At 40.1% G+C, this 19,255-nt stretch carries 32 protein-coding genes; 23 read left to right on the forward strand and 9 right to left on the reverse strand.

Going from position 1 to position 19,255, the window contains the following annotated elements; all coding sequences use genetic code 11:
• Positions 1-11: 11 nt before the first annotated feature.
• Positions 12-356, reverse strand: a complete 345-nt coding sequence (locus RS881_RS43395) for a hypothetical protein (protein ID WP_315816489.1) — start codon at positions 354-356, stop codon at positions 12-14.
• Between the two features lie 107 nt (positions 357-463).
• Between RS881_RS43395 and RS881_RS43400 the strand changes: the two genes are divergently transcribed.
• The 23 genes from RS881_RS43400 (at position 464) to RS881_RS43495 (ending at position 15,607) form a co-directional block, all read left to right on the forward strand.
• A complete protein-coding gene (locus RS881_RS43400; protein ID WP_315816490.1) occupies positions 464-1,042 on the forward strand; it encodes an RNA polymerase sigma factor in 579 nt (192 codons plus the stop codon).
• Between the two features lie 429 nt (positions 1,043-1,471).
• Positions 1,472-1,924: a hypothetical protein gene (locus RS881_RS43405; RefSeq protein WP_315816491.1), complete on the forward strand. Its 453-nt coding sequence runs from the start codon at positions 1,472-1,474 to the stop codon at positions 1,922-1,924.
• Positions 1,882-2,436 (forward strand): FecR family protein, encoded by a 555-nt coding sequence (locus RS881_RS43410; protein ID WP_315816492.1) that lies wholly within the window; start codon positions 1,882-1,884, stop codon positions 2,434-2,436. Before RS881_RS43405 ends, RS881_RS43410 begins: the two co-directional genes overlap by 43 nt.
• A gap of 50 nt (positions 2,437-2,486) precedes the next feature.
• The gene (locus RS881_RS60755; protein ID WP_350340317.1) at positions 2,487-2,642 is read left to right on the forward strand and encodes a FecR domain-containing protein; all 156 of its coding nucleotides are present in this window, start codon (positions 2,487-2,489) and stop codon (positions 2,640-2,642) included.
• Positions 2,639-2,728 carry a hypothetical protein gene (locus RS881_RS60760; RefSeq protein ID WP_350340010.1) on the forward strand — a complete coding sequence of 30 codons (90 nt, stop codon included), beginning with the start codon at positions 2,639-2,641 and terminating at the stop codon, positions 2,726-2,728. Before RS881_RS60755 ends, RS881_RS60760 begins: the two co-directional genes overlap by 4 nt.
• Positions 2,729-3,289: 561 nt before the next feature.
• Positions 3,290-3,748 (forward strand): STN domain-containing protein, encoded by a 459-nt coding sequence (locus RS881_RS43415; protein WP_315816493.1) that lies wholly within the window; start codon positions 3,290-3,292, stop codon positions 3,746-3,748.
• 48 nt (positions 3,749-3,796) lie between these two features.
• Positions 3,797-4,321, forward strand: a complete 525-nt coding sequence (locus RS881_RS43420) for a TonB-dependent receptor plug domain-containing protein (protein ID WP_315816494.1) — start codon at positions 3,797-3,799, stop codon at positions 4,319-4,321.
• 47 nt (positions 4,322-4,368) lie between these two features.
• Positions 4,369-4,830 (forward strand): hypothetical protein, encoded by a 462-nt coding sequence (locus RS881_RS43425; RefSeq protein ID WP_315816495.1) that lies wholly within the window; start codon positions 4,369-4,371, stop codon positions 4,828-4,830.
• Entirely contained in the window at positions 4,821-6,542 is a 1,722-nt protein-coding gene (locus RS881_RS43430; RefSeq protein ID WP_350340318.1) for a TonB-dependent receptor domain-containing protein, read from the forward strand. The genes RS881_RS43425 and RS881_RS43430 overlap by 10 nt, the downstream gene beginning before the upstream one ends.
• A gap of 241 nt (positions 6,543-6,783) precedes the next feature.
• Positions 6,784-7,206 (forward strand): RagB/SusD family nutrient uptake outer membrane protein, encoded by a 423-nt coding sequence (locus RS881_RS43435; protein WP_315816496.1) that lies wholly within the window; start codon positions 6,784-6,786, stop codon positions 7,204-7,206.
• A gap of 26 nt (positions 7,207-7,232) precedes the next feature.
• Positions 7,233-7,487 (forward strand): RagB/SusD family nutrient uptake outer membrane protein, encoded by a 255-nt coding sequence (locus tag RS881_RS60765; RefSeq protein ID WP_350340319.1) that lies wholly within the window; start codon positions 7,233-7,235, stop codon positions 7,485-7,487.
• 311 nt (positions 7,488-7,798) lie between these two features.
• Positions 7,799-8,173, forward strand: a complete 375-nt coding sequence (locus tag RS881_RS43440) for a RagB/SusD family nutrient uptake outer membrane protein (RefSeq protein WP_315816497.1) — start codon at positions 7,799-7,801, stop codon at positions 8,171-8,173.
• Positions 8,174-8,715: 542 nt separating this feature from the next.
• Positions 8,716-9,171 (forward strand): hypothetical protein, encoded by a 456-nt coding sequence (locus RS881_RS43445; protein WP_315816498.1) that lies wholly within the window; start codon positions 8,716-8,718, stop codon positions 9,169-9,171.
• Between the two features lie 59 nt (positions 9,172-9,230).
• Entirely contained in the window at positions 9,231-10,259 is a 1,029-nt protein-coding gene (locus RS881_RS43450; RefSeq protein WP_315816499.1) for a TlpA family protein disulfide reductase, read from the forward strand.
• Positions 10,243-10,575 carry a hypothetical protein gene (locus tag RS881_RS43455; protein WP_315816500.1) on the forward strand — a complete coding sequence of 111 codons (333 nt, stop codon included), beginning with the start codon at positions 10,243-10,245 and terminating at the stop codon, positions 10,573-10,575. The genes RS881_RS43450 and RS881_RS43455 overlap by 17 nt, the downstream gene beginning before the upstream one ends.
• A 186-nt stretch (positions 10,576-10,761) precedes the next feature.
• On the forward strand, positions 10,762-10,959 hold the full coding sequence (locus RS881_RS43460) for a metallophosphoesterase family protein (RefSeq protein ID WP_315816501.1): 198 nt from the start codon (positions 10,762-10,764) through the stop codon (positions 10,957-10,959).
• 93 nt (positions 10,960-11,052) lie between these two features.
• The gene (locus tag RS881_RS43465) at positions 11,053-11,304 is read left to right on the forward strand and encodes a hypothetical protein (protein ID WP_315816502.1); all 252 of its coding nucleotides are present in this window, start codon (positions 11,053-11,055) and stop codon (positions 11,302-11,304) included.
• Between the two features lie 239 nt (positions 11,305-11,543).
• On the forward strand, positions 11,544-11,837 hold the full coding sequence (locus tag RS881_RS43470; RefSeq protein WP_315816503.1) for a hypothetical protein: 294 nt from the start codon (positions 11,544-11,546) through the stop codon (positions 11,835-11,837).
• A gap of 549 nt (positions 11,838-12,386) precedes the next feature.
• Positions 12,387-12,722 carry a hypothetical protein gene (locus tag RS881_RS43475; RefSeq protein ID WP_315816504.1) on the forward strand — a complete coding sequence of 112 codons (336 nt, stop codon included), beginning with the start codon at positions 12,387-12,389 and terminating at the stop codon, positions 12,720-12,722.
• Positions 12,723-13,196: 474 nt separating this feature from the next.
• A complete protein-coding gene (locus RS881_RS43480; RefSeq protein ID WP_315816505.1) occupies positions 13,197-13,886 on the forward strand; it encodes a DUF4221 family protein in 690 nt (229 codons plus the stop codon).
• A 14-nt stretch (positions 13,887-13,900) separates the two neighbouring features.
• Positions 13,901-14,149 (forward strand): hypothetical protein, encoded by a 249-nt coding sequence (locus RS881_RS43485; protein WP_315816506.1) that lies wholly within the window; start codon positions 13,901-13,903, stop codon positions 14,147-14,149.
• 8 nt (positions 14,150-14,157) lie between these two features.
• Positions 14,158-14,964 (forward strand): hypothetical protein, encoded by an 807-nt coding sequence (locus tag RS881_RS43490; RefSeq protein WP_315816507.1) that lies wholly within the window; start codon positions 14,158-14,160, stop codon positions 14,962-14,964.
• A gap of 226 nt (positions 14,965-15,190) precedes the next feature.
• Positions 15,191-15,607, forward strand: a complete 417-nt coding sequence (locus tag RS881_RS43495; protein ID WP_315816508.1) for a hypothetical protein — start codon at positions 15,191-15,193, stop codon at positions 15,605-15,607.
• A 12-nt stretch (positions 15,608-15,619) separates the two neighbouring features.
• Here RS881_RS43495 and RS881_RS43500 read toward each other — a convergent pair whose 3' ends face one another.
• The 8 genes from RS881_RS43500 to RS881_RS43530 all read right to left on the reverse strand — a co-directional run bounded on the left by RS881_RS43500 (position 15,620) and on the right by RS881_RS43530 (position 19,237).
• On the reverse strand, positions 15,620-16,162 hold the full coding sequence (locus RS881_RS43500) for a hypothetical protein (protein ID WP_315816509.1): 543 nt from the start codon (positions 16,160-16,162) through the stop codon (positions 15,620-15,622).
• Between the two features lie 29 nt (positions 16,163-16,191).
• A complete protein-coding gene (locus tag RS881_RS43505) occupies positions 16,192-16,437 on the reverse strand; it encodes a hypothetical protein (protein WP_315816510.1) in 246 nt (81 codons plus the stop codon).
• A 23-nt stretch (positions 16,438-16,460) separates the two neighbouring features.
• Positions 16,461-16,931, reverse strand: a complete 471-nt coding sequence (locus RS881_RS43510; protein WP_315816511.1) for a lanthionine synthetase LanC family protein — start codon at positions 16,929-16,931, stop codon at positions 16,461-16,463.
• A gap of 35 nt (positions 16,932-16,966) precedes the next feature.
• Positions 16,967-17,794 carry a lanthionine synthetase LanC family protein gene (locus RS881_RS43515; RefSeq protein ID WP_315816512.1) on the reverse strand — a complete coding sequence of 276 codons (828 nt, stop codon included), beginning with the start codon at positions 17,792-17,794 and terminating at the stop codon, positions 16,967-16,969.
• On the reverse strand, positions 17,794-17,976 hold the full coding sequence (locus RS881_RS43520) for a hypothetical protein (protein WP_315816513.1): 183 nt from the start codon (positions 17,974-17,976) through the stop codon (positions 17,794-17,796). Before RS881_RS43520 ends, RS881_RS43515 begins: the two co-directional genes overlap by 1 nt.
• Positions 17,916-18,443: a protein kinase domain-containing protein gene (locus tag RS881_RS60770; protein WP_350340011.1), complete on the reverse strand. Its 528-nt coding sequence runs from the start codon at positions 18,441-18,443 to the stop codon at positions 17,916-17,918. Before RS881_RS60770 ends, RS881_RS43520 begins: the two co-directional genes overlap by 61 nt.
• Positions 18,365-18,670: a hypothetical protein gene (locus RS881_RS43525; protein ID WP_315816514.1), complete on the reverse strand. Its 306-nt coding sequence runs from the start codon at positions 18,668-18,670 to the stop codon at positions 18,365-18,367. Before RS881_RS43525 ends, RS881_RS60770 begins: the two co-directional genes overlap by 79 nt.
• Positions 18,671-18,997: 327 nt before the next feature.
• Positions 18,998-19,237: an HTH domain-containing protein gene (locus RS881_RS43530; RefSeq protein WP_315816515.1), complete on the reverse strand. Its 240-nt coding sequence runs from the start codon at positions 19,235-19,237 to the stop codon at positions 18,998-19,000.
• Between the last annotated feature and the right edge of the window lie 18 nt (positions 19,238-19,255).

Raw genomic sequence — 19,255 nt, forward strand, 5'->3', positions numbered from 1 at the left:
CCGGCATTTATTCAACAGTTGATCCCGATCATTTTCCTGCCCCCGGGTTCATCATCCAACCACCTGCATTTAAACCGCATTAGCAGCCCATAGCGGCCCGATCCGGGTATATGCCTCCTCATCCTCAAACACAGGTATAGCAAGCAAAATTCTACACAATAAAAAGGAATAATGGTAGTCAATGGATTGGGTAGACAAACCATTATTGATACGACCGGGTTTACCTTACCTCCGCCGATGTGCATAGATTTCTCAAAATAGTAATCCACGATTTTTGGAGAATCCCGTCCGAACTTCTTATTTTCATGCCCGGATTGTCCCGCATAGATCATCACTTGCCATTGCGGGTTTTCCATACAGAAACATTAACATTGTTACCAGCTTACTGTGCTATTTCCCAGTGTTGCCGAGTAGAATCATTGCACCTTATCGCTGCTACCATTGCTTCCAGGATACCGGCCCCATGAGGCTGGCGTTAACCAATATCCATCCTTATAGCATTATTTTAATTCGTAATTCCAAAAAAGTACAGGCTAAGATGAAGCAGGTGGGACAAGACTTGGTGACCCAATTTACGCAAGGGAATACCCGTGCTTTTACTGCTATCTATAATATTTATTATCCCCGTCTTTTCAACTTCGCCAAGCGCATGGTAGATAACCGACAGGAAGCCCAGGATATCACTGCCGAAACCTTTGTAAAACTATGGCGCCTGCACCCAAACTTTCCTACCCACGATAAGATCCGTGCCTTCTTATTTGTAACAGCCCGCAACGCCTGCTATGATTACCTGAAGTATAACGCCAAAGAAAACAGCCAACAAAAAGAACTTATAAACCAGCTTCTACCCGAAACAGACCAGGTGATGCTGCGCGATGAGATCAAGGCCGATGTACTCGATCATATTTACACGGAAATTGAAAAATTGCCACAGCAGTGCAAGGCCGTATTTACCCTCTCCTACCTCGAAGGCCGCAAAAACAATGAGATTGCCGAACTATTGCAGATAACCGACAAAACAGTGCGTAACCAAAAGTATTAGCCAAAAACTATTGCGTGTTGCTTTGTTTGATCATCTTCGCATCGTATCACTCCTTATTTGTTTCCTGCCTGCCGGCTGGTAATCGTTATTTCACTACTCAATCTCCTTGTCTCCGGTATGTATTTACTGCACACTGACTGTTGCATAGACTAACAACGATTAGTTTTTGTCGTTTTTCTTCTACTGACTAGCACGCATCCATACTTCATTTTACAATAAATTAATTCACGGTTAATGATAAATTAACATGTACCTATACAGATTGCTAAATCCATTTATTTCTGAAGAAAAACACAAAATAGTTTCTTGTTTGACCGGGACAATCTTCCATTTATCCGTTCTATATGTATCAGATTGTCGAAGGGTTTAAACGAACTGTAAGAAAATATATTTATCATCGCAGTTTTGTAAGGCCCAATAAACAACAACATGCGGAAAGAATTGCATCCTATATCATCCTTGATCATCAAACACCTCGAAGGAGTCGCTTCAGACCAGGAAAAGCGGGCCTTGGATGTATGGATAAATGAACATCCTGATAACAAAGCGTTGTTTGAGGAGTTGAGCGACGAGTACCGCATGAGCAGGGATCTTGCTACACATAGTGAAGATAAGAAAGCAACCTGGGATAAGATACTTACCCTGGCGCCAGAGTTGGCAGGAACGCCCGTAAAGCATTTCAGTTGGCTCCGGTATACAGGGGTAGCGGGTATCTTACTGGTAATAGGTTTGGGCCTTTGGTATTTTACGACAACCAGCAAAACCAGCGAGCCCCTTGTACAAGCAGGTAAGGAACGGTATAAAAACGATGTGGAAGCTCAACTGGCAACAATGCTGTATTGGTCTTGGCCAATGGTGATAAGATCAACCTGGACACTGTAAATAGTGGGCAATTGGCCCAGCAGGGTATAATGCAGGTAGTAAAACAGGAAAGTGGGGCCATAGAATACCATAAATCCGAAAATGGAAACCAGCAGTCGGAAATAACCTATAATACGATCAACACCAACAAAGGTGGACGATATAAGATCGTGTTGGCCGATAACAGCATCGTATGGTTGAATGCAGTGTCCTCTTTAAGATATCCTACTGCATTTACAGGAGATGAACGGGTGGTGGAATTAACGGGTGAGGCTTATTTTGAAGTAGCCAAGAGCCTGCAGCACCAAAAGGCCGGAATGGCTACTAAAAGAAGGCCTTTCCTGGTTAAGGTGAATGGTATGCAAGTGGAAGTATTGGGTACCCATTTTAATGTAATGAGTTATAATGAGGAATCAACGATAAAAGCGACCCTGTTGGAAGGAAGTGTAAGAGTAACTCCTGTTCCCGTTACAGGAGGAGGGCCTGCAGCCCGCCGCTCTCAACTTCTTTCCCCGGTCAGCAGGCCACATTAAATGCTAAGAATGATCAGCTGAAAGTAACCGAGGCCGATACAGAAGAGGCTATAGCCTGGAAAAATGAAGTTTTTGTTTACAATAACGCCCCCATTGAAAAGATTATGCGTGAAGTAGCCAGGAATTATGATGTAGAGGTGGTCTATGAGGGTGCCCTGCCCGTTGATAAATTCAATGTAATGGGCATTTCCGCCACGTACCAGTGAGTCAGTTGTTGAAGATCCTGGAGTTAACAGAGAAGGTAAGATTTGAGATAGAAGGGAAAAAGATAACCGTAAAGAGAAGCGAATAAGTCATAACTATTTGAGCTATCATATACATCAACCATTAACCTATCCTGTAATTAACGATCCATTCCTGGTACAATACACTCCTGTTGGAGTGTTGGTTAAGCTAATTTGTATGAGCATTAAGGCAATTATTGATTATGGCACAACAAGTATCATCCATACTGAACGCAGGGCGTACAGTACAGCCATTAAAGACAGCTATTAAACGGCGGCATTACTTCCGAAACGAAGTGAAGGCCGCCGTTTCGCTTTTATACCGATCCTCAAAACCTGAACTGTAGTACTTATCCATGATCTGTGGATTTTGTGCAGTTGGCAGGATACAAGCCACAGTTTGAGCTACAACATTAAGCAACGTCATTTTTGATTCATTATCCTTTAAGGTTCATTGCCCTTTCACAGGGGCAACCTGGAATTCTATTCCTATGAAAATACCAGGATCAAATACATTAACTGTTCTACGATTGTTCAAATTGACCTGTCCGATGAAGGTACGCATGCCATATTAAAATGCACCATTTTACCTTGTTCCTCATCCATCATTTTGAACAAATACATTGACAATGCAACGCTCTACAACAACCGACCGACAACAACTGCAAGTCAGCCCAGGCTTATTTAACAAGCCTCGTCGCTGGCAACAGTACACCCTCACAACGTTATTGCTATTATTAATTTTTAGTCTGCCAGGCCGGGGAGAACTTCCCCAGGACATCACCCTCTCCTTCCGGGATGCGACCCTGGATAAGGTGTTTAAAGAGATCCGGAAACAAACCGGGTATAGTTTCGTGTATACCGAAAGTGAGTTGCAAAAGGCCAATAAGGTGACCATTGAGGTAGCCAATTCTTCGCTCGACAATGTGTTGGGCATCTGCTTCAGGAATCAGCCGCTTACTTATACAATTTTAGAAAAAATAGTGATCGTAAAATCACGCGCAGAAAAGATGGCGGTCATCCCTGTCGTTAACAAAATACCCGCTCCTGACAAAAAAGATCACCATGCGCGGCAAAGTGATGAATGAAAAGGGGATGCTCTCGCAGGCGCTACCATTACTGTTCGCCGAACCGATATGAGTACAACGACAGATGAAGCTGGCATCTTCCAGCTTTCCGAGATCGAGGACGATGCTGTACTTGTCGTAAGCTCTGTTGGGCACGTTACACAGCAGGTGAAGGTGAAAGGTTTGATTATGGAGATCAAGTTGCCGATTGCAGTAAAGGAGGAAGAAGAGGTGGTAGTAGCCTATAACAAAATTTCATCACGGTCTAATACCGGAGCGGTGACAGTCGTCAAGGGTTCACAAATCGCTACGCTCCCCAACCGGAGCTTCGACAAGAGCCTGCAGGGCCTCGTCCCCGGCCTGCTTGTGACGAGCGGCAGCGGACAGCCAGGCAGCCCAACTAGTAATTTCGTGTTGCGTGGCATCGCCACCGGCGCACAGCCAGTGAATGGTGAATCTTTCAGAAACCCGCTCGTTGTGATTGACGGTATTCCAGTTTCACAGAATCCACCAGGCGACGCAACCAATACAAATAGGATCACCAACCCCTGGCACAATTTAACCCCTCTGATATTGAAACAATCTCCATATTAAAAGATGCCTCAGCCGTAGCTCTATACGGTTCACAAGCCAGCAACGGAGTGATATTAGTAACCACCAAAAAAGGTAAAGCCGGTAAAACAGTGTTTAATTTTCGTAACCAAACAGATGTCTCCAGCGCGCTAGAAGGCAAGATTGAAATGCTAAATCAGTCGGAATACCTCGAACTAATAACGGAATCGTATCGAAATAGCGACCCCAAAATGTACCCCAATGATGCATCCGTTTTGACTGACCTACGACAAAAGTTTCCGGTAATCATAAATTCACCGGGTGATACAGCCTTTTACACACAGTCAGACTGGTCAGCTGCTTTATTGAATAAAGCAGCTATAACTACAATTAATGAGGTTTCTATGTCCGGAGGAAATGACAAATCCAACTTTTACCTAAATCTTGAGTATACTAAACAGAATGGTGTTGCAAAAAAACAGGATATGACAGACAATCAATTCGGCTTAACTACGAACACCGACCTACATCGTGGATTAGAATCACATTAAATTCCGCCCTATCCTATAACGTACAAAAATATTCTAATTCAGACTTTAATAGTTTTCTTTCTACAATTGCAATCTCTCCCCTCAACCCTATCAGGGATATAAATGGCAATTATAACTATACATTTCCTTATGGCCTTGGGCCATCCGGCGGGCTTTTACTTCCCAATCCTGTTGCCCAGACTGAACTCGATATTAACAACAGTAGAGCCTATAGAGGCCTTATCAAATTAGCTGCCGAAATAAAACTTCTTAAGAATCTTACCTTCAGTTCTTCCTTCGGTACTGATTTCATGTTGAACGAAGCCAAGGAAAAAAATCATCCTTTAGTAAGCATTGCAAAGGGATATATCAGAGAACAAACTTTTAGAACAGCCAATATCATTAACACTAACTTGTTACAGTATAACAAACAATGGTCTAACAAACATAGTTTAAGTGTTTTAGGAGGACAAGAAGCACGTATTGAAAATAGCAAATTTATCTTTCTCTCGAAGGATGACATTACGGCCAACCCAGATCAAGATCAATTATACGGAGGCAACTCCATCGGTGCCGCCTTCGGTAATACATCAAAACAAACCTTCTTATCCTACTTCGGGCAGGTTAGTTACGGATTTCTCGAAAGATATTATTTATCTGGCAGCATCCGCACTGATGGCTCATCTAGTTTTGGGAAAAATAACCGCTTTGGAACATATTGGTCTGCTGGCGCAGGATGGCTAGCTAGCGCAGAACCATTCATGAAACCTGCAAGCAGTTGGTTAAGCTATTTGAAGTTTCGGGGAAGCATAGGGCAAGCGGGTAATTCAGCGGCTATTACTGACCGCCTTCGCTTCGATCCTCTTGCCTTAGTTTCTTTTATGAATGGTACAGCAGTGTTTCCCATTGAAGGAAGCCCGGGAAATCCCTCTATTCAATGGGAGCAAACCTTCACATGGGATGGCGGAGTTGAAATACGCCTGTTTAAGGATCGAATCAATTTAATTGCAGACATCTATACACGAAAAACAAAAAACCTCATTGCATATGATATCACTGCTCCTTTAGGAACCGGAGCCTCTACTTTAACGGGAAATATAGGCGATGTAAAAAACCAAGGAATTGAGCTATCAATTTCAGCGCAAATCTTTCGTCAAAAGGATTTTAGCTGGAATATAGTAGCCATTTGGAGTAAGAATCAAAATAAGTTGACAAAATCATTTGTTCCTCGCAATACAGTTGCAGGCACTAATCTCGTCAATGAAGTGGGTTACGAATACAACTCTTACTTTCTTCCTAAATGGGTAGGAGTAAATTCCGAAAATGGCCGGCCGCAATGGATGGATTCTACCGGAAAACCAACCGAAAACTACTATGCTGCAAAACCATCCATCGTAGGCAAAGCACAGCCTGATGGTTTCGGAAGTATCAGAAACCTATTCAGTTATGACAATTTAAGTCTCTCCATTGATTTTTATTATCAATATGGTTCTCAGATATATGCAGATTCTAAATTACAGAACGATGGAAATATGAGTGGTGATCCATATCTTAACCAAACAAAAAAGCCCTCGATCGTTGGCGGAAACCAGGAGATATTGCAAATAATCCAAGAAGATTGCTCAATGGTCAAGCCCTCTCATCATCAGGAACAATCCTTGATCAGGGAACTCTCCCTTCCACCAGATACTTATTTGAAGGTGATTTTATCAGATTGGCAAACATTGGACTAAGCTACAACTTTCCAAAGGCTTGGATAGAACGACTTCATTTAACCTCAACACGGATCTTTATGCAAGCCCACAACCTGGCTACCTGGACAAGATATTCTGGCCAGGACCCCGAAAATGTTGGCCCTTCAGGATTTGGGAGCATTCTTTATCCACAGGCCCGTTCGTATTCTATTGGATTAAACCTAACCTTTTAGTTATTCATTTCATGTTTCAAAACTAGACATGAATTAAACCCTTCGGTATGAAACACTCAAAATATATTTTACTTATACTGATATTAGCATTCTATTCACTATCCTGTAAGAAATCCTTTTTAGATGTAAAGGATAATAGCTTATTAAATAAGCAGAGTTATGTTAAAGACCTAAACTCTATGCAAGATTTTGTGAATGGAATTTACGTTTTATTAAGCACTAAATATGAAAGCTCCACTCTTGAGGCATACTCCGGGTTAATTTCTGACGAGCTCAAAATCTCAAATAGCAGTGTACCATTAGCATTACATAATAACTGGTCTCAACTTATAGATGCACAAAGTTCAAATGCAGGAACATCTATGAATGGTGCCTGGAGGGATTTATATCAGATTATACGCTCTTGTAATTATGTCATTGAAAATATAGACAAATACAGTTCAGAAAACAATAAAAAGTCCAAGACTTAAAAGGACAAGCTTATGCTATTAGAGCCCTGGTACACTTCAAACTATTAAATATTTTCGCCCAAGGATATCTATTTACGGCAAATGCCGGTCATCCGGGAATACCCTATATTACTACATCAGACATAACAAAACCATACAGCCGGCAAACCGTTGCTGAAGTATATACTAATCTTGTTGCTGATCTGCAATCGGCTCTTGTCTTGTTGCCTACTTTTCTAAACGATTGCAGGATAATGAACAAACAAGCAGCTAAGGCTTTGTTAGCGGATATATTTATTTAAAGAAGATTACAAAGCCGCCGAAAATTTATCAATTGAAGTTATCAAACAGTCCCCATTAATGACGATCGCTGCTGGGTATCCTGTAGATATCTTTAAGAACAAAAACCCCACTCAAACAGAAGTCCTGTTCCAAGTAGTACCTATCTATCAAAATGGCGCAACCAGTACCTACGTAGGTATTTACCTTTTACGATTATTATAGAGCAACGGCGGATATCGCAAACATCTTAAGTGAAAACTTAAATGATATTCGAAATACCTGGGTTGTTAATTCAGGCTCCGATTGGCAAACTAAAAAATTCCCTGAAGGTGTGGCAAATGGGCTAGGATATCATCCCTCAATAGATTATTACCCTCCGATCATTCGCTCTTCAGAAATGTACCTGACAGCCGCCGAAGCTTCTGCAAAAATAAACGATGACAACACTGCAAAGTTCTATCTCAATGCGATTAGAAAAAGAGCTGATCCAACAATCGCCGATATAACAGCTACAGGAAACGCATTAATAGATTCTATTTATAAGGAAAGAAGGAAGGAGCTATGCTTTGAAGGATTCAGGATGGGGATTTGCAAAGGTGGAAAAAAAGCGTGCAAAGATCAGATGTTTTTCCTGGATTTCAAAATTTGCTGCCTTATCCAAGTGATAGGGCTATTGCTCCTATTCCAGGCCAAGATGTTAAAATAATGGGCCTTCAGCAAAATCCTGGTTACAACTAAAGATTACGGTTTCTTTGGTAATACTTAGGCAAACTGAAATTTTAAAACTCGCTATTACTAAACAAATTTTTGTTCTTTGACATACTTGTAACTACGGAAAACATTTTTTTCCAAATAGCAGTTATCTTTCCTTAGCAATTGTACGCTCAGAAATAAACAGGTTCTTTTTTGGATTTGAAAATCCCACTTTACATAATAACAATTGAATTCAAATCTAAAAAATACTACAATGAACAGACAATTATTATCTTCTTCCCGAAAAAGAACTAGTATCATTCTATGCATGGCTATTTTATTCTACGTAATATTATTACTGCTAGTTTCATTTTCAAAAACAACAGTTCACAAAGACCAGAGGACCTATGATCGTAATCATAATCTTATTGAACACTTAAAAGTGACAGCATAAACTATAACCTAAATTGATTAAGGTTTGATTTTTCAGGTTGTGACCGTAGTTACTAGTAGTGTCATAAGAACTACGAAAACTAATGATATTAAAAAAAAGAAATGAAAGCAAAACAAGTACTCGGTGTTTTACTATTAGCATGTATTCAATTGAGTGCATCGTCGGAAGTTAATCCTAGAAGTCAAAGCAAAATAGTAATCATTGAGGGTCCAATTCAAAACCATTTAGATACCTTAACGCTCAATATATACCCTTTCCTGTTTGAACGTTTTGATCCTTGGATAATAAAGCAAATGAAGCAACCATTGAAGAATGGATACACGAAATGGGAAGTTAACACTAAGGTACCCGTAGCCTTGTTTAACAATTATTTCTCTCGTACAATGGCTTATCTTGCTGAACCTGGCGACAGTATATACATTAGCCATATTGGAAATAAAATTGTATTCACAGGGAGGGGTTCAGAAAAATTTCAGCTTAGCAAAGAAGTCGAATTATTTTTAGATACTATTCGCGGAACTCCTGAAGGTCTTTCGGATGGGGATAAAAGCCTGTAACTTCCGTTCAAGATTACCTTGCCTGGAATGAGTATTTAAATCGAAAAACAAAAGACTGGTTGAAAATTCTTAATGCGGCAAATATTTCAAAGCTCGCTTACCTGGATTTAAAAGACCGCGTATTGAGACATATCGAAAAGATCAGGATGCATAAGTTTCATTCAATTAGAAGATCTACGCTAATTGGGCCAGTTAACCAATTTGGGTTATCAAACGAGGATCTTTGCAAAATTTACGATTCAACCATGGACAATGCGTCCTCCAAGTGGCTTCGATATGAGCGTAATTATATTTTTCCGGCTGATTATTCCTGGAATATACTTACAGATGAACTTTACAGAAAACGCGGAAAATTCTTTAAAACCAATGAGGCTGATTCAACATTATTATTCCTAAATCCAGATGACAAATTTGTATATATATATAACCAGATAAAAGAAAAATATACAGGTGTTGTACGAGAGAATCTTATGGCCTATACCTTTTGTGACGCGGGTGGAGCTTTAAGATCGGTAGGGTTCACGCAAAAAATAGAAGCCATTTTAGCAGATTATTATGCCCAGCCAGGATATCCGGAGTTTAAGGAGGAAGTTAAGACCGTAGAGTTAGATCGCAGGAGGAAATGGAACACCACTAATGCCCCGGTATTTACTTTGATGGATATTACTGGTAATCTATTCAATAACGAACAAATTAAAGGTAAAATAGCTGTTCTTGATTTCTGGTTCACAGGATGTACTGGTTGTGTACAAATGGCGCCAGCTTTAAGGAAATTGGAAGCACAATTTTCTAATGATACCAATATTGTATTTATAAGTGTCTCTGTTGATAAAGATAAGAATCGATGGCTTAAAAGCGTAGCCCAGGGGAAATATACTAGTGCTGGCGGCACACAGTTATATACAGAAGGGAAGGGGCAGCAGCACGACCTGATCAAAAAGCTTTTAATCGAAAGCTATCCAACACTTGAAATTATCGATCAAAATGGCTTTTTACTAAAAGCTGACAAACGAAAAGTTGATCCCCGATTTGATAACGGGAAAGCGCTCACTGCACTTCTAAAAAAAACAAATGGCAATACAACATGATGGCCCTTATGTATTTTATGAAGGCGACAGTACAAATACAAATTATCTTAATAAAGATCAAAAACTTACCTCAACCTTACTATTAGACAAAGGTAAAAACAAGGCTGAATTTAATGTTATGACCGACGAATACCCGAAATCGTTTAGGGTGTCATTAAAAACCTCCTTGGATGTAGAACCTGCAGAATTTAGAAAGCCGGAAAAACAACTTGCATTGTCTGACATAGAGGGAATTTTGATCAGTTCAGGAAACTGCTACAGAACAATAATGTCATTGATAGTAATTATCAGTGGACATTTGGGAATGGCCATTTGATCTTGGCGGGAGACCTTTTCGATAGAGGCAAGCAAGTTACAGAGTGCTTATGGTTGGTTTATTCGCTAGAGGAAAAGCGAAATCTGCAGGAGGTTATGTCCATTTTATTTTAGGGAATCATGAGATCATGAATCTCAAGGTATTCATCACTATACAGATAAAAAATATAAAGAAAGTGCATCAATATTGGGCAAACAACTAACTCAATTATACGCAGAAAACAGTGAACTTGGCAAATGGCTACGTACCAAAAATATTGTTGAAAAAATTGGAAATATTCTCTATGTACATGGCGGTATTTCCCGTGAGCTAAATCAGCTTCATCTGTCGGTGACCGAGATTAATCAACTCGCTCGACCCTATTTGGCAAAAAGCCAAGGATAATTATGAATATGGCAATAGCAAGTCGAACTATATTATGAACCCCTCTAGCAGCCCTTTTTGGTATCGAAGTTACTATGATGGTAAAAAGAAATATTGTCAATTATTGATAGTACACTTCAAAGTTTCGGAGTAAGGCATATAGTAACAGGCCATACTATTGTATCCGATACCATCAGTACATATTACGGAGGAAAAGTGATCAATACTGACACACATCATGCTGAAGGAAAAAGCGAGGCTCTGCTGATTGCAAACGGAAATTTTTATAGGGTCAACACCAAAGGTGATAAAATATTACTATTTTTTGAACCTAAAAATCATATTTATCCTATAACTACAGATTAGTATACTATACGAAAATAGTATTAATGAAGCCGGCATGCTGCTCTAATAGCATCTGCCGGCTTCATTATTTCCTAGGTTCCTGCTAAAAAGTAACTTTACACTGCAAAATTTGTGCAGCCACTATTAATAATTTCGTATCGTCATTCATTGGCCAAGTGAATTCAAATTAATTAACATTAAAATTATTCTTTTATGAAAAAGTATCATTAAGAAAGCTGTCCATTCTGGGTATTGTACTCATGGCCGCTTCTGCAGTAACTGCAGCTATGTTACCAAAATCCAACGACCTGAAACAAATCAATTCCGCAGATAATGGAACACTCCGTTCTCAAAGTGGTGATGGTAATGATCTTAACCAGGGCGTTTTATCTTGCGTGGCAGACAACGATCTGGTATTCTCATGCCATAATTCAGCAATAGACGGCGTTACTGGAACAGGTGCTGGTTCCGATGCATTTCCTAATATAGTAACCGTTAACAACACCTCCAATTCCAATCCTAACGACTCAGTTGATACAACTAGTAAGGCATAAGTCGTTATAATAACTAATACAGAAACAACTTTTTCACTATAGAATGGGAAAGTTGTTTCTGTATAAATAAGAAAAGCATTCCTGAATAGTAAAAGCTATATTATGTTTTTTTGAAACCAACATCTGTACTTTCATTAGTAATATTGGCGGCCTCTGCCAAAATCACAGTTGCGTTACAGAAAAGCAAAATGACTTGCAGAAAGACGGTTCAACAAACGATGGAACTTTACGTTCAAAAAAGCGGTGTTGGAGGCGATATAAATGAGGGTATTTTATCTTGCGTGGCAGACAACGATTTAATTTTTCCTGCCACTTTACAGCATCTGCCACCGGTCCAGCAAGCAACGCATTCCCTACCAAAGTAACTGTTAATAATACTTCACTAACTGATCCTAATAACGGCCATGACACAACAAGCGTTGAATAGGACTAAATCGATAGTAACGACATTGAAGAAACTTCAATTTCATTACTATTAAAATACCTGCTTCTTTTATAACAATAAATAGTAAGAGATACGCATCCAATTTCACCTAACTAATTACTTTTATGAAAAATACATCAGCAAGAAAGTTGTCAATATTGGGTATTATTCTCATGACTGCATCAGTTGTAACAGCCGCGATATTACCTGGGAATTCAAAAGATTTGAAACAAGCCAATTCGGCAGATAATGGAACACTCCGATCCTTTAGCGGAATTGGAAGTGACCAAAACAACCCTATTGTATCCTGTGTTGGTGACAATACCCTAAGATTTTCGTGTCATATTTCTATAATAACAGGGACAGGTATTGGTTCAGATATTTTTCCTATTCAGGTAACTGCCAATAATACCTCAAATTCTAACCCGAATGATGCAAGAGATACCACTAGTAAAGTTTAGCTTCTTCATTTACATAATGGCGAATGTGGTTACAGAAACAATTCTACGCTAAGTCAGGCAGAAACGTGCCTCCGCTAAGAAGAGGAGATAAAACTACTATACGCTGCTTTAGTTAGCGTGATAGCCATTAAAATATAACATTTCACTGAAATAATATTGCAGGCAGGCTGATTAATTTTAACTCTACCTGCAACAATTGTCTACACCAACAGATTGGTATTATTGTTTATGTCAAAAAAAATGAAATGAAGCAGTATATAATTTATGCTTGGTTCTATATTTTCAGCTGCCTGGCTTTCATTGGATGCCAACAAGTACCTGAGCCAATTGCAAGTACATTTAAATTTATTGAACCCACCTACGACACTATTGAATTACAGCCACAGAGCGATAGCCTACACTTCCTATTAGATTCAAATTCGTACAATCAAATCAGGACCTTTAACTATTTTATAAATAAAGGGAAACCCTATATTGCTTTTTTTTGACAAAAGAACCATATCGCTAAATATTTACGATTTTAAGACTCAAAAATTGGCTAACACAATACGCCTACAAAGAAAATTTGCTAAGGGGTTTACATATGTGGTAAACTATGATAGCATTTTTGTTATCAACGAAAAGCGAATGGTTTTAATGGATAGCGCCAGGGTGATAAAGGATAGTATTGACCTATTCGAAGCACCAAATGCCAAAGCCATAATAAACAACGAAACTCCTGCTATACTAAGAAATAATACATTATATACAGGTATACAGCCTATCTCCATGGAATCCTCTTTGAAAGCCCAACAACGGTGGAACGTCATAGGTGGCTTTGACCTGACAAATGGTACCCAAAAGCTATACTACCAGCTGCCATCCCTCTATCGTGAAAACCTATATGGCTATTCATTCCTTGAATACAGTTACTGTGTTAACGATCGCGGTAATTTTGTATTTAGTTTCCCGGCAGACACAAATATCTATGAAACTAACTTAAGCGATTTAAACAACGCTTATTATGCAAAAAGCAAGTTCCAATCAGGTACCATTTTACCAGTTTCTCAAAACACAATTGACAGCGGCGAAAGCCGCAGAGAATATTACCTTCGGGATGCATACGGCACCATCTATTATGATCCTCACCAGAAAAGATACTTACGCTTCGCCAAACAAAAATAACTATAGCCAATTACTTGGCAAAAAAGAAAGAAAGGGAAAGAAGTCTTATTATTTTAAATGAAAATTTTAAGGTCATTGGCGAATCAGTATTAAACGATGGGCTGGATGCATTCAAGTCAATTTTCTTTACACCGGATGGTGGGATTTATATCCGGATAAAAGCTGAAGATGAACAAGCGATCCATTTTGTGCGCTTGGAGTATTCTGACAAACTTCACCAGCAAGGGCAACTCTCACTCAACAAGCCCTCGACGCAAAAGTAACAGCATCTATGAAATCACTATTTATATCATTAATAGCAATAGCTATTATGTGCTGTGGCAAGCCAGGCAGAAAGCTCGAAAAGGTAGATCTCATAACATCACCTGGTTTGCAGGATTCTGTTTTCAATGGATTGGTGGCTACTACCAACTTTGGTATACCGGAAGATAAATTAGCCGACTCCCTCACATTCCTACTACTCCCTATGCATGCCAGCTGCCCTGCTTGCCGTAATAAAACTATTGATAGCATCCTCAGGCATCAAAACAATTTGTTAGACAGGCACTATATTATCATCTCGGCCAATGGAGGCCTCAAAACCATCAACAGTTATTTCAAGGAAAGGAAAGGAAAGCTCCCAACAATTCCTCACCGGTTGTTCCTGGATAGTACTGCCCAAGCTTCCAAAAACAATCTGTATGATGATAACCCTCTAATTTATTACACTTACAATAAAAAGGCTTACAAGAAAATAACAGCCATCCCGATTACGGTAAAAGAAGACCTGCGAGAATTCTTTTCAGGATATCGTCTAAAAAAGAAGAATAGTAATGCTATGATGCAAAGATTCAAAATAGACTTACAAGTAGATTATCCGGGAAAATCAGACCGGTACTATTCATTGCGGCTAAAACAGGCATTGAGCAACGAACCAGTAGAGTATAGCCTACCTAAACGAATTTTTGTAATAGCCGATATAGAGGGGCCCTTCCAATTCTTTTGTACACAACTGCTGAAAAGAAAGATTGTCAATAAATACCTGCAATGGACCTTTGGAGAAGGTCACCTCGTAATCATTGGCGATTGCTTTTTTTGATCATACTACTCAGTCGGCAGAATGCCTTTGGTTCATTTACTCACTAGAAGAGCAAGCCCGCCGGGCAGGTGGCTATGTGCATTTTATCCTGGGAAACCACAAAATATTTAATGGTGAATGGCTTTCCACCCATCCCCGCTATGCTGAGAAAAATTAATAGTAAAAGCCCATCACGGCTCTCTACAACGGCAATACCGAGTTGTGGCATTGGCTACTCACTAAAAATATGATCGAGAAAATTGGCCCTTGGCTATTTGTTCATGGCGGCATTTCTCCTGCGGTCAATAGACTCCCCCACACCCTTGCGGAAATAAATGACTTAGCCCGCGCTAATTATACAAGTCCGAAGCAGGCATTTACACCCCCTCTTCAGCCTCAACTGTTTAATGAAAGTGATAGTCCTTTCTATTACCAGGGATATTACGATGGCACGGTCACAAGCGATCAAATAAATACAACCCTTACTAAATTCGGAGTTCACACTATTATTACAGGTTATAGCCTACAACCAGAGGCTATTTCTTATTTTGGTGGAAAAGTAATAAATGTGAATATCGACCCGAAAAATGGAAATGCAAAAGCGCTGTTCATTATGCATAAACACATTTACAGTATTTCAAAAGAAGGGAAAAGGGAAAAATAAAATAACGAGGATTTATAATTCAACATACTCACTTGCAGGATTTTCTCCTGCTTCTGCACTCATACATCTGGCCCCGCACCAATCCACCACCATCAATTGATAGGTACCAATCACCTGCATAAACTCGTCGTCAGCACATTCAAACTGTGTTAGGCAAAGCCTTTGGATTAGTCCATCAACCACAATGCCATAATAGGTATATCCTTCTGAACGAATTGCAAATCCATTCTGGATAAGGCCGCTATTCTTCAATACAACATGGCCTAATCTAGGGTTGGGCAACAGATCGCAAAAACCACTCCAGGGAATTGACAATCCTGATGATATGGAGTCATTTCTGCTGTACTGCTGGTCATAACCAAGTAAAGGATTGGACTGCCCAGTAAGGATTGTTTCAATTATTTTGATAGCTTCTTCTATTTCTCCAGATTGACCAAGGGGCAAAAGTTCAACTTGCCGCCACTCTAATTTATCAAGTTCCAAGGTAAATGCATGGTATAAACTGGACGTACCAGTTACTGGCAATTCCTTGCAAACTGTAGGTAAACTAAACATTAATTCCTCCGTGTTAGTATTATCCGAATTCAGAACTTGTAGGGTAAGCTTTTGCTAAACAGAAAATCATCGGCCAATACAGGATCGGCTTTTAACACCCGCCACTTAATATTATCAACCTCCAGAATAGTAGGCCTGTTAAAGGCTGTCGGTAATTGTACAGCCGGAATGAAATGTTTGCCGATATTATTTCCGCTAGCAGCATCAATAAGCGTAACCTTTATCTTTTTAGGGAATAACTGCAACGCAGAGCCAATAACCTTTGCATAGTTCATACAATGAATTTAATGTAATGGGTTTATACCGACATCGGAAATCCTATTTCCTGTGGATAGCAATATCTCAACAGGAAGTGCATAACACCGCTATTGCCAATCATAAAATTGGCTACTGGCTGGCGTTCATGTTCTACCAACCAAAAATTTCCATACTTAGGATGTTTCTTTTTCAGTTGCATAATTACCTGGACTATCCATCCAGCCCTGTTCAGCCATTCCTGCTCCCTCAACACCCTCCAGGCTTCTAGGTATACTTCGCCAAGCCCACTGAGCCCTTGCCATTGACTGAGATTGGTATCGGTAATAGCAGGAGGGATGCTTCGTAAAGCACCGATGGCAAATTGTTTGTAGGCAACCATTCCTGTACATTCATAGGCCTTTATAAATGTCAGAGCAATGCCACTACTACCATCAGTCCAACCATAATTCAACTCTTTATCCCTCGAGGAACGCCATAAATAAGTGTCGTTTTTCTTGGTAGCCTTTTTCATAAGCCATTGTAGCCCCTTTTTTACCATTTCCTGTACTATTCTAATGTCAGGGTAACATTTTTCCAACTCAATAAAAAATAAATGGTGCCGGCCATACCAAAGGCAAAACCCGGATTAACTTTCTTAACTTTTCTGCGTCTGTATTTCTTTTTCACGAATCCATTTGTCCAAGAACCGTTGGCTTCCTGTTTATCAGACAAAAATTTGGCATAACGTTCCAGGCGATCCCGTAAAGTAGCCGGGCTGATAAATGCCATACAAACCATATTAGCCATGCCCTGGCCGGCTACTCCACCAATCATGTTGTGGAAATCACTGTTCTTATCCAATAATTTGTCGATCCAGTCCAGATGTTCCTCTGAAGCTTCTATCAATCCATGCCGTACAGACAAAGCCAACACCGCTGCAATACCATCTGCCGCATAATGCAAGCCACCAGATGCTTTTGCCAGTCTATTAATGTATTTAAGCTTTACCAGCTCAAGCGCCTTGTCAACATAAGGACATGTAACATCCACATCGAGGCCTGCCTTTTTAGCCTGCGCCAGCAGGTACATGACACCTGTAACACCCCGATTGTAGCTAGCATACCATTGCTTGCGCAGCTTATGCTTATCGTCGCCCACCGGAGGCGTCATATCGTCAGCAAACCATCCTTTCCCCTCGTCAGCTAATAAGGGAGTAGACAAAGTATTGATCGTATGCTGTAGCGTATTCAGTATTTCTTCCTTGCTAAATAATCCAGATTGGTTATCCGGTCTGGTTGCCTTGTTTCTGAGGTCATTTTTATATTGTACCAGTACTTCCCTGACCTCTGCAGCCGAAGGGCGAGCAATATCCTCGGGAGTGAGACAACTTAGCACTATGGCTGCAATTGACTGATTGGGTATAAAAAGGCTACTTTTTTTTTTTGTAATACCTCCAGGGGTTCCCTGGTAAGCTTGCCCGGCGCCACCCCACTCCACATATGTAAAATAATAGCCCCTAATGCAAAGATGTCTTCGGCCGTGGTAGGCGTTTGAATGGCCTCCTGCTGGGTTGACATATATCCGTGGGTGCCCAGTGGAAATGGGGAGTAGGAAATTGAGTATCCAGGGCATAACACATTTCCATATCTATCAATGCAACCCTTCCACCTGGAGTTACCATGTAGTTATTGGGTGTAGCATCCCTGTGCACTATTTTTTGCCCATGCAATACAGAGAGGATATCAGTGATCTGAATTAAATAGCTTAAAAGCTGTTTGCCCAACTTGTTACCAGTTATTATTGCTTCTCGCAAAACTGTGCGATTTTCAGAACAAACCTTCTGCAACGCCTTCCCTCGAATATGTTCAATCACCAGATAATAATTCCCTCCTTCTTCAAAATGCCCCAATAGACGTGGTATCCGAACCTTATCCTCTAGCTGTTCATGGAGTTCCTTTTGCCATTTTAGTCTGTCAATGATATCCCTTCCTTCATTATCTTTCGTATCCCCATAACTCCCTCCTTGATCACACAAAAGCCCCAATTCGTCAGACTTTTAATATAAAGGCATTTCACTACATCATTCTTCTGACTCTCTTTATAACTCTTTACAATGATGTAATTATAGCCCACTCGCTTGCCGGCTTTCTTTTCGACTTTCCCCGTGGACTGAACCTCTTGCTCCACACCTTCTCCCACAGGAGCCACTTCCGATGCCTGCGAGATGGTTACATCTTCCTTGTCTTTTGATTGCAAGATCTCTGATTTCATGGTTGCAAGATTTCTTTAGGAGTAATAGCATGGCAATTTACCTGTCACCTGTTGATGCAATCAAACACACCGGCCAATACCTGACCACTTACAAGAGATATCGCCGTAAGTAAGTATCCTGGATTATTGTATATCTTATTGGCAAATCCATACCAACAGTACAGCATACAGCATATTGTTAACAACATGCTGTATGCTGATGCCAGTAGCTGTATTCACATTCTAATTTACATCCACTCACTGCATGCATCTTGCAGTACAGTATTATGATTCCGGGGTAACCTGGGTCGACTTTTTGGAAGCCGTTTTTTTATCAGGTTTAATTTCTTATTCCTTCTTAGTATGTTGAAAACAAATGATAAATTGACCTTCTTCGCTGTAGTAATACGTTTCTCGGTAGGGATCAAATTTGATAGGAGCGCCCAGGTCCCTCATCAGGTTGAGGTACTGGTAAATATTTCTTTCAGACATTTTCAATCTGGCCGCCAGCTCTGCAGGAGTACCGGTTCCCTTGATTCGGATAAGGCGGTCAATACGTTCCAGGCGTTCCAGGATGTTCTTACGCATGACACATTGGTTTAATGG

Source organism: Paraflavitalea speifideaquila, from assembly GCF_032395985.1.
GTDB lineage: Bacteria > Bacteroidota > Bacteroidia > Chitinophagales > Chitinophagaceae > Paraflavitalea > Paraflavitalea speifideaquila.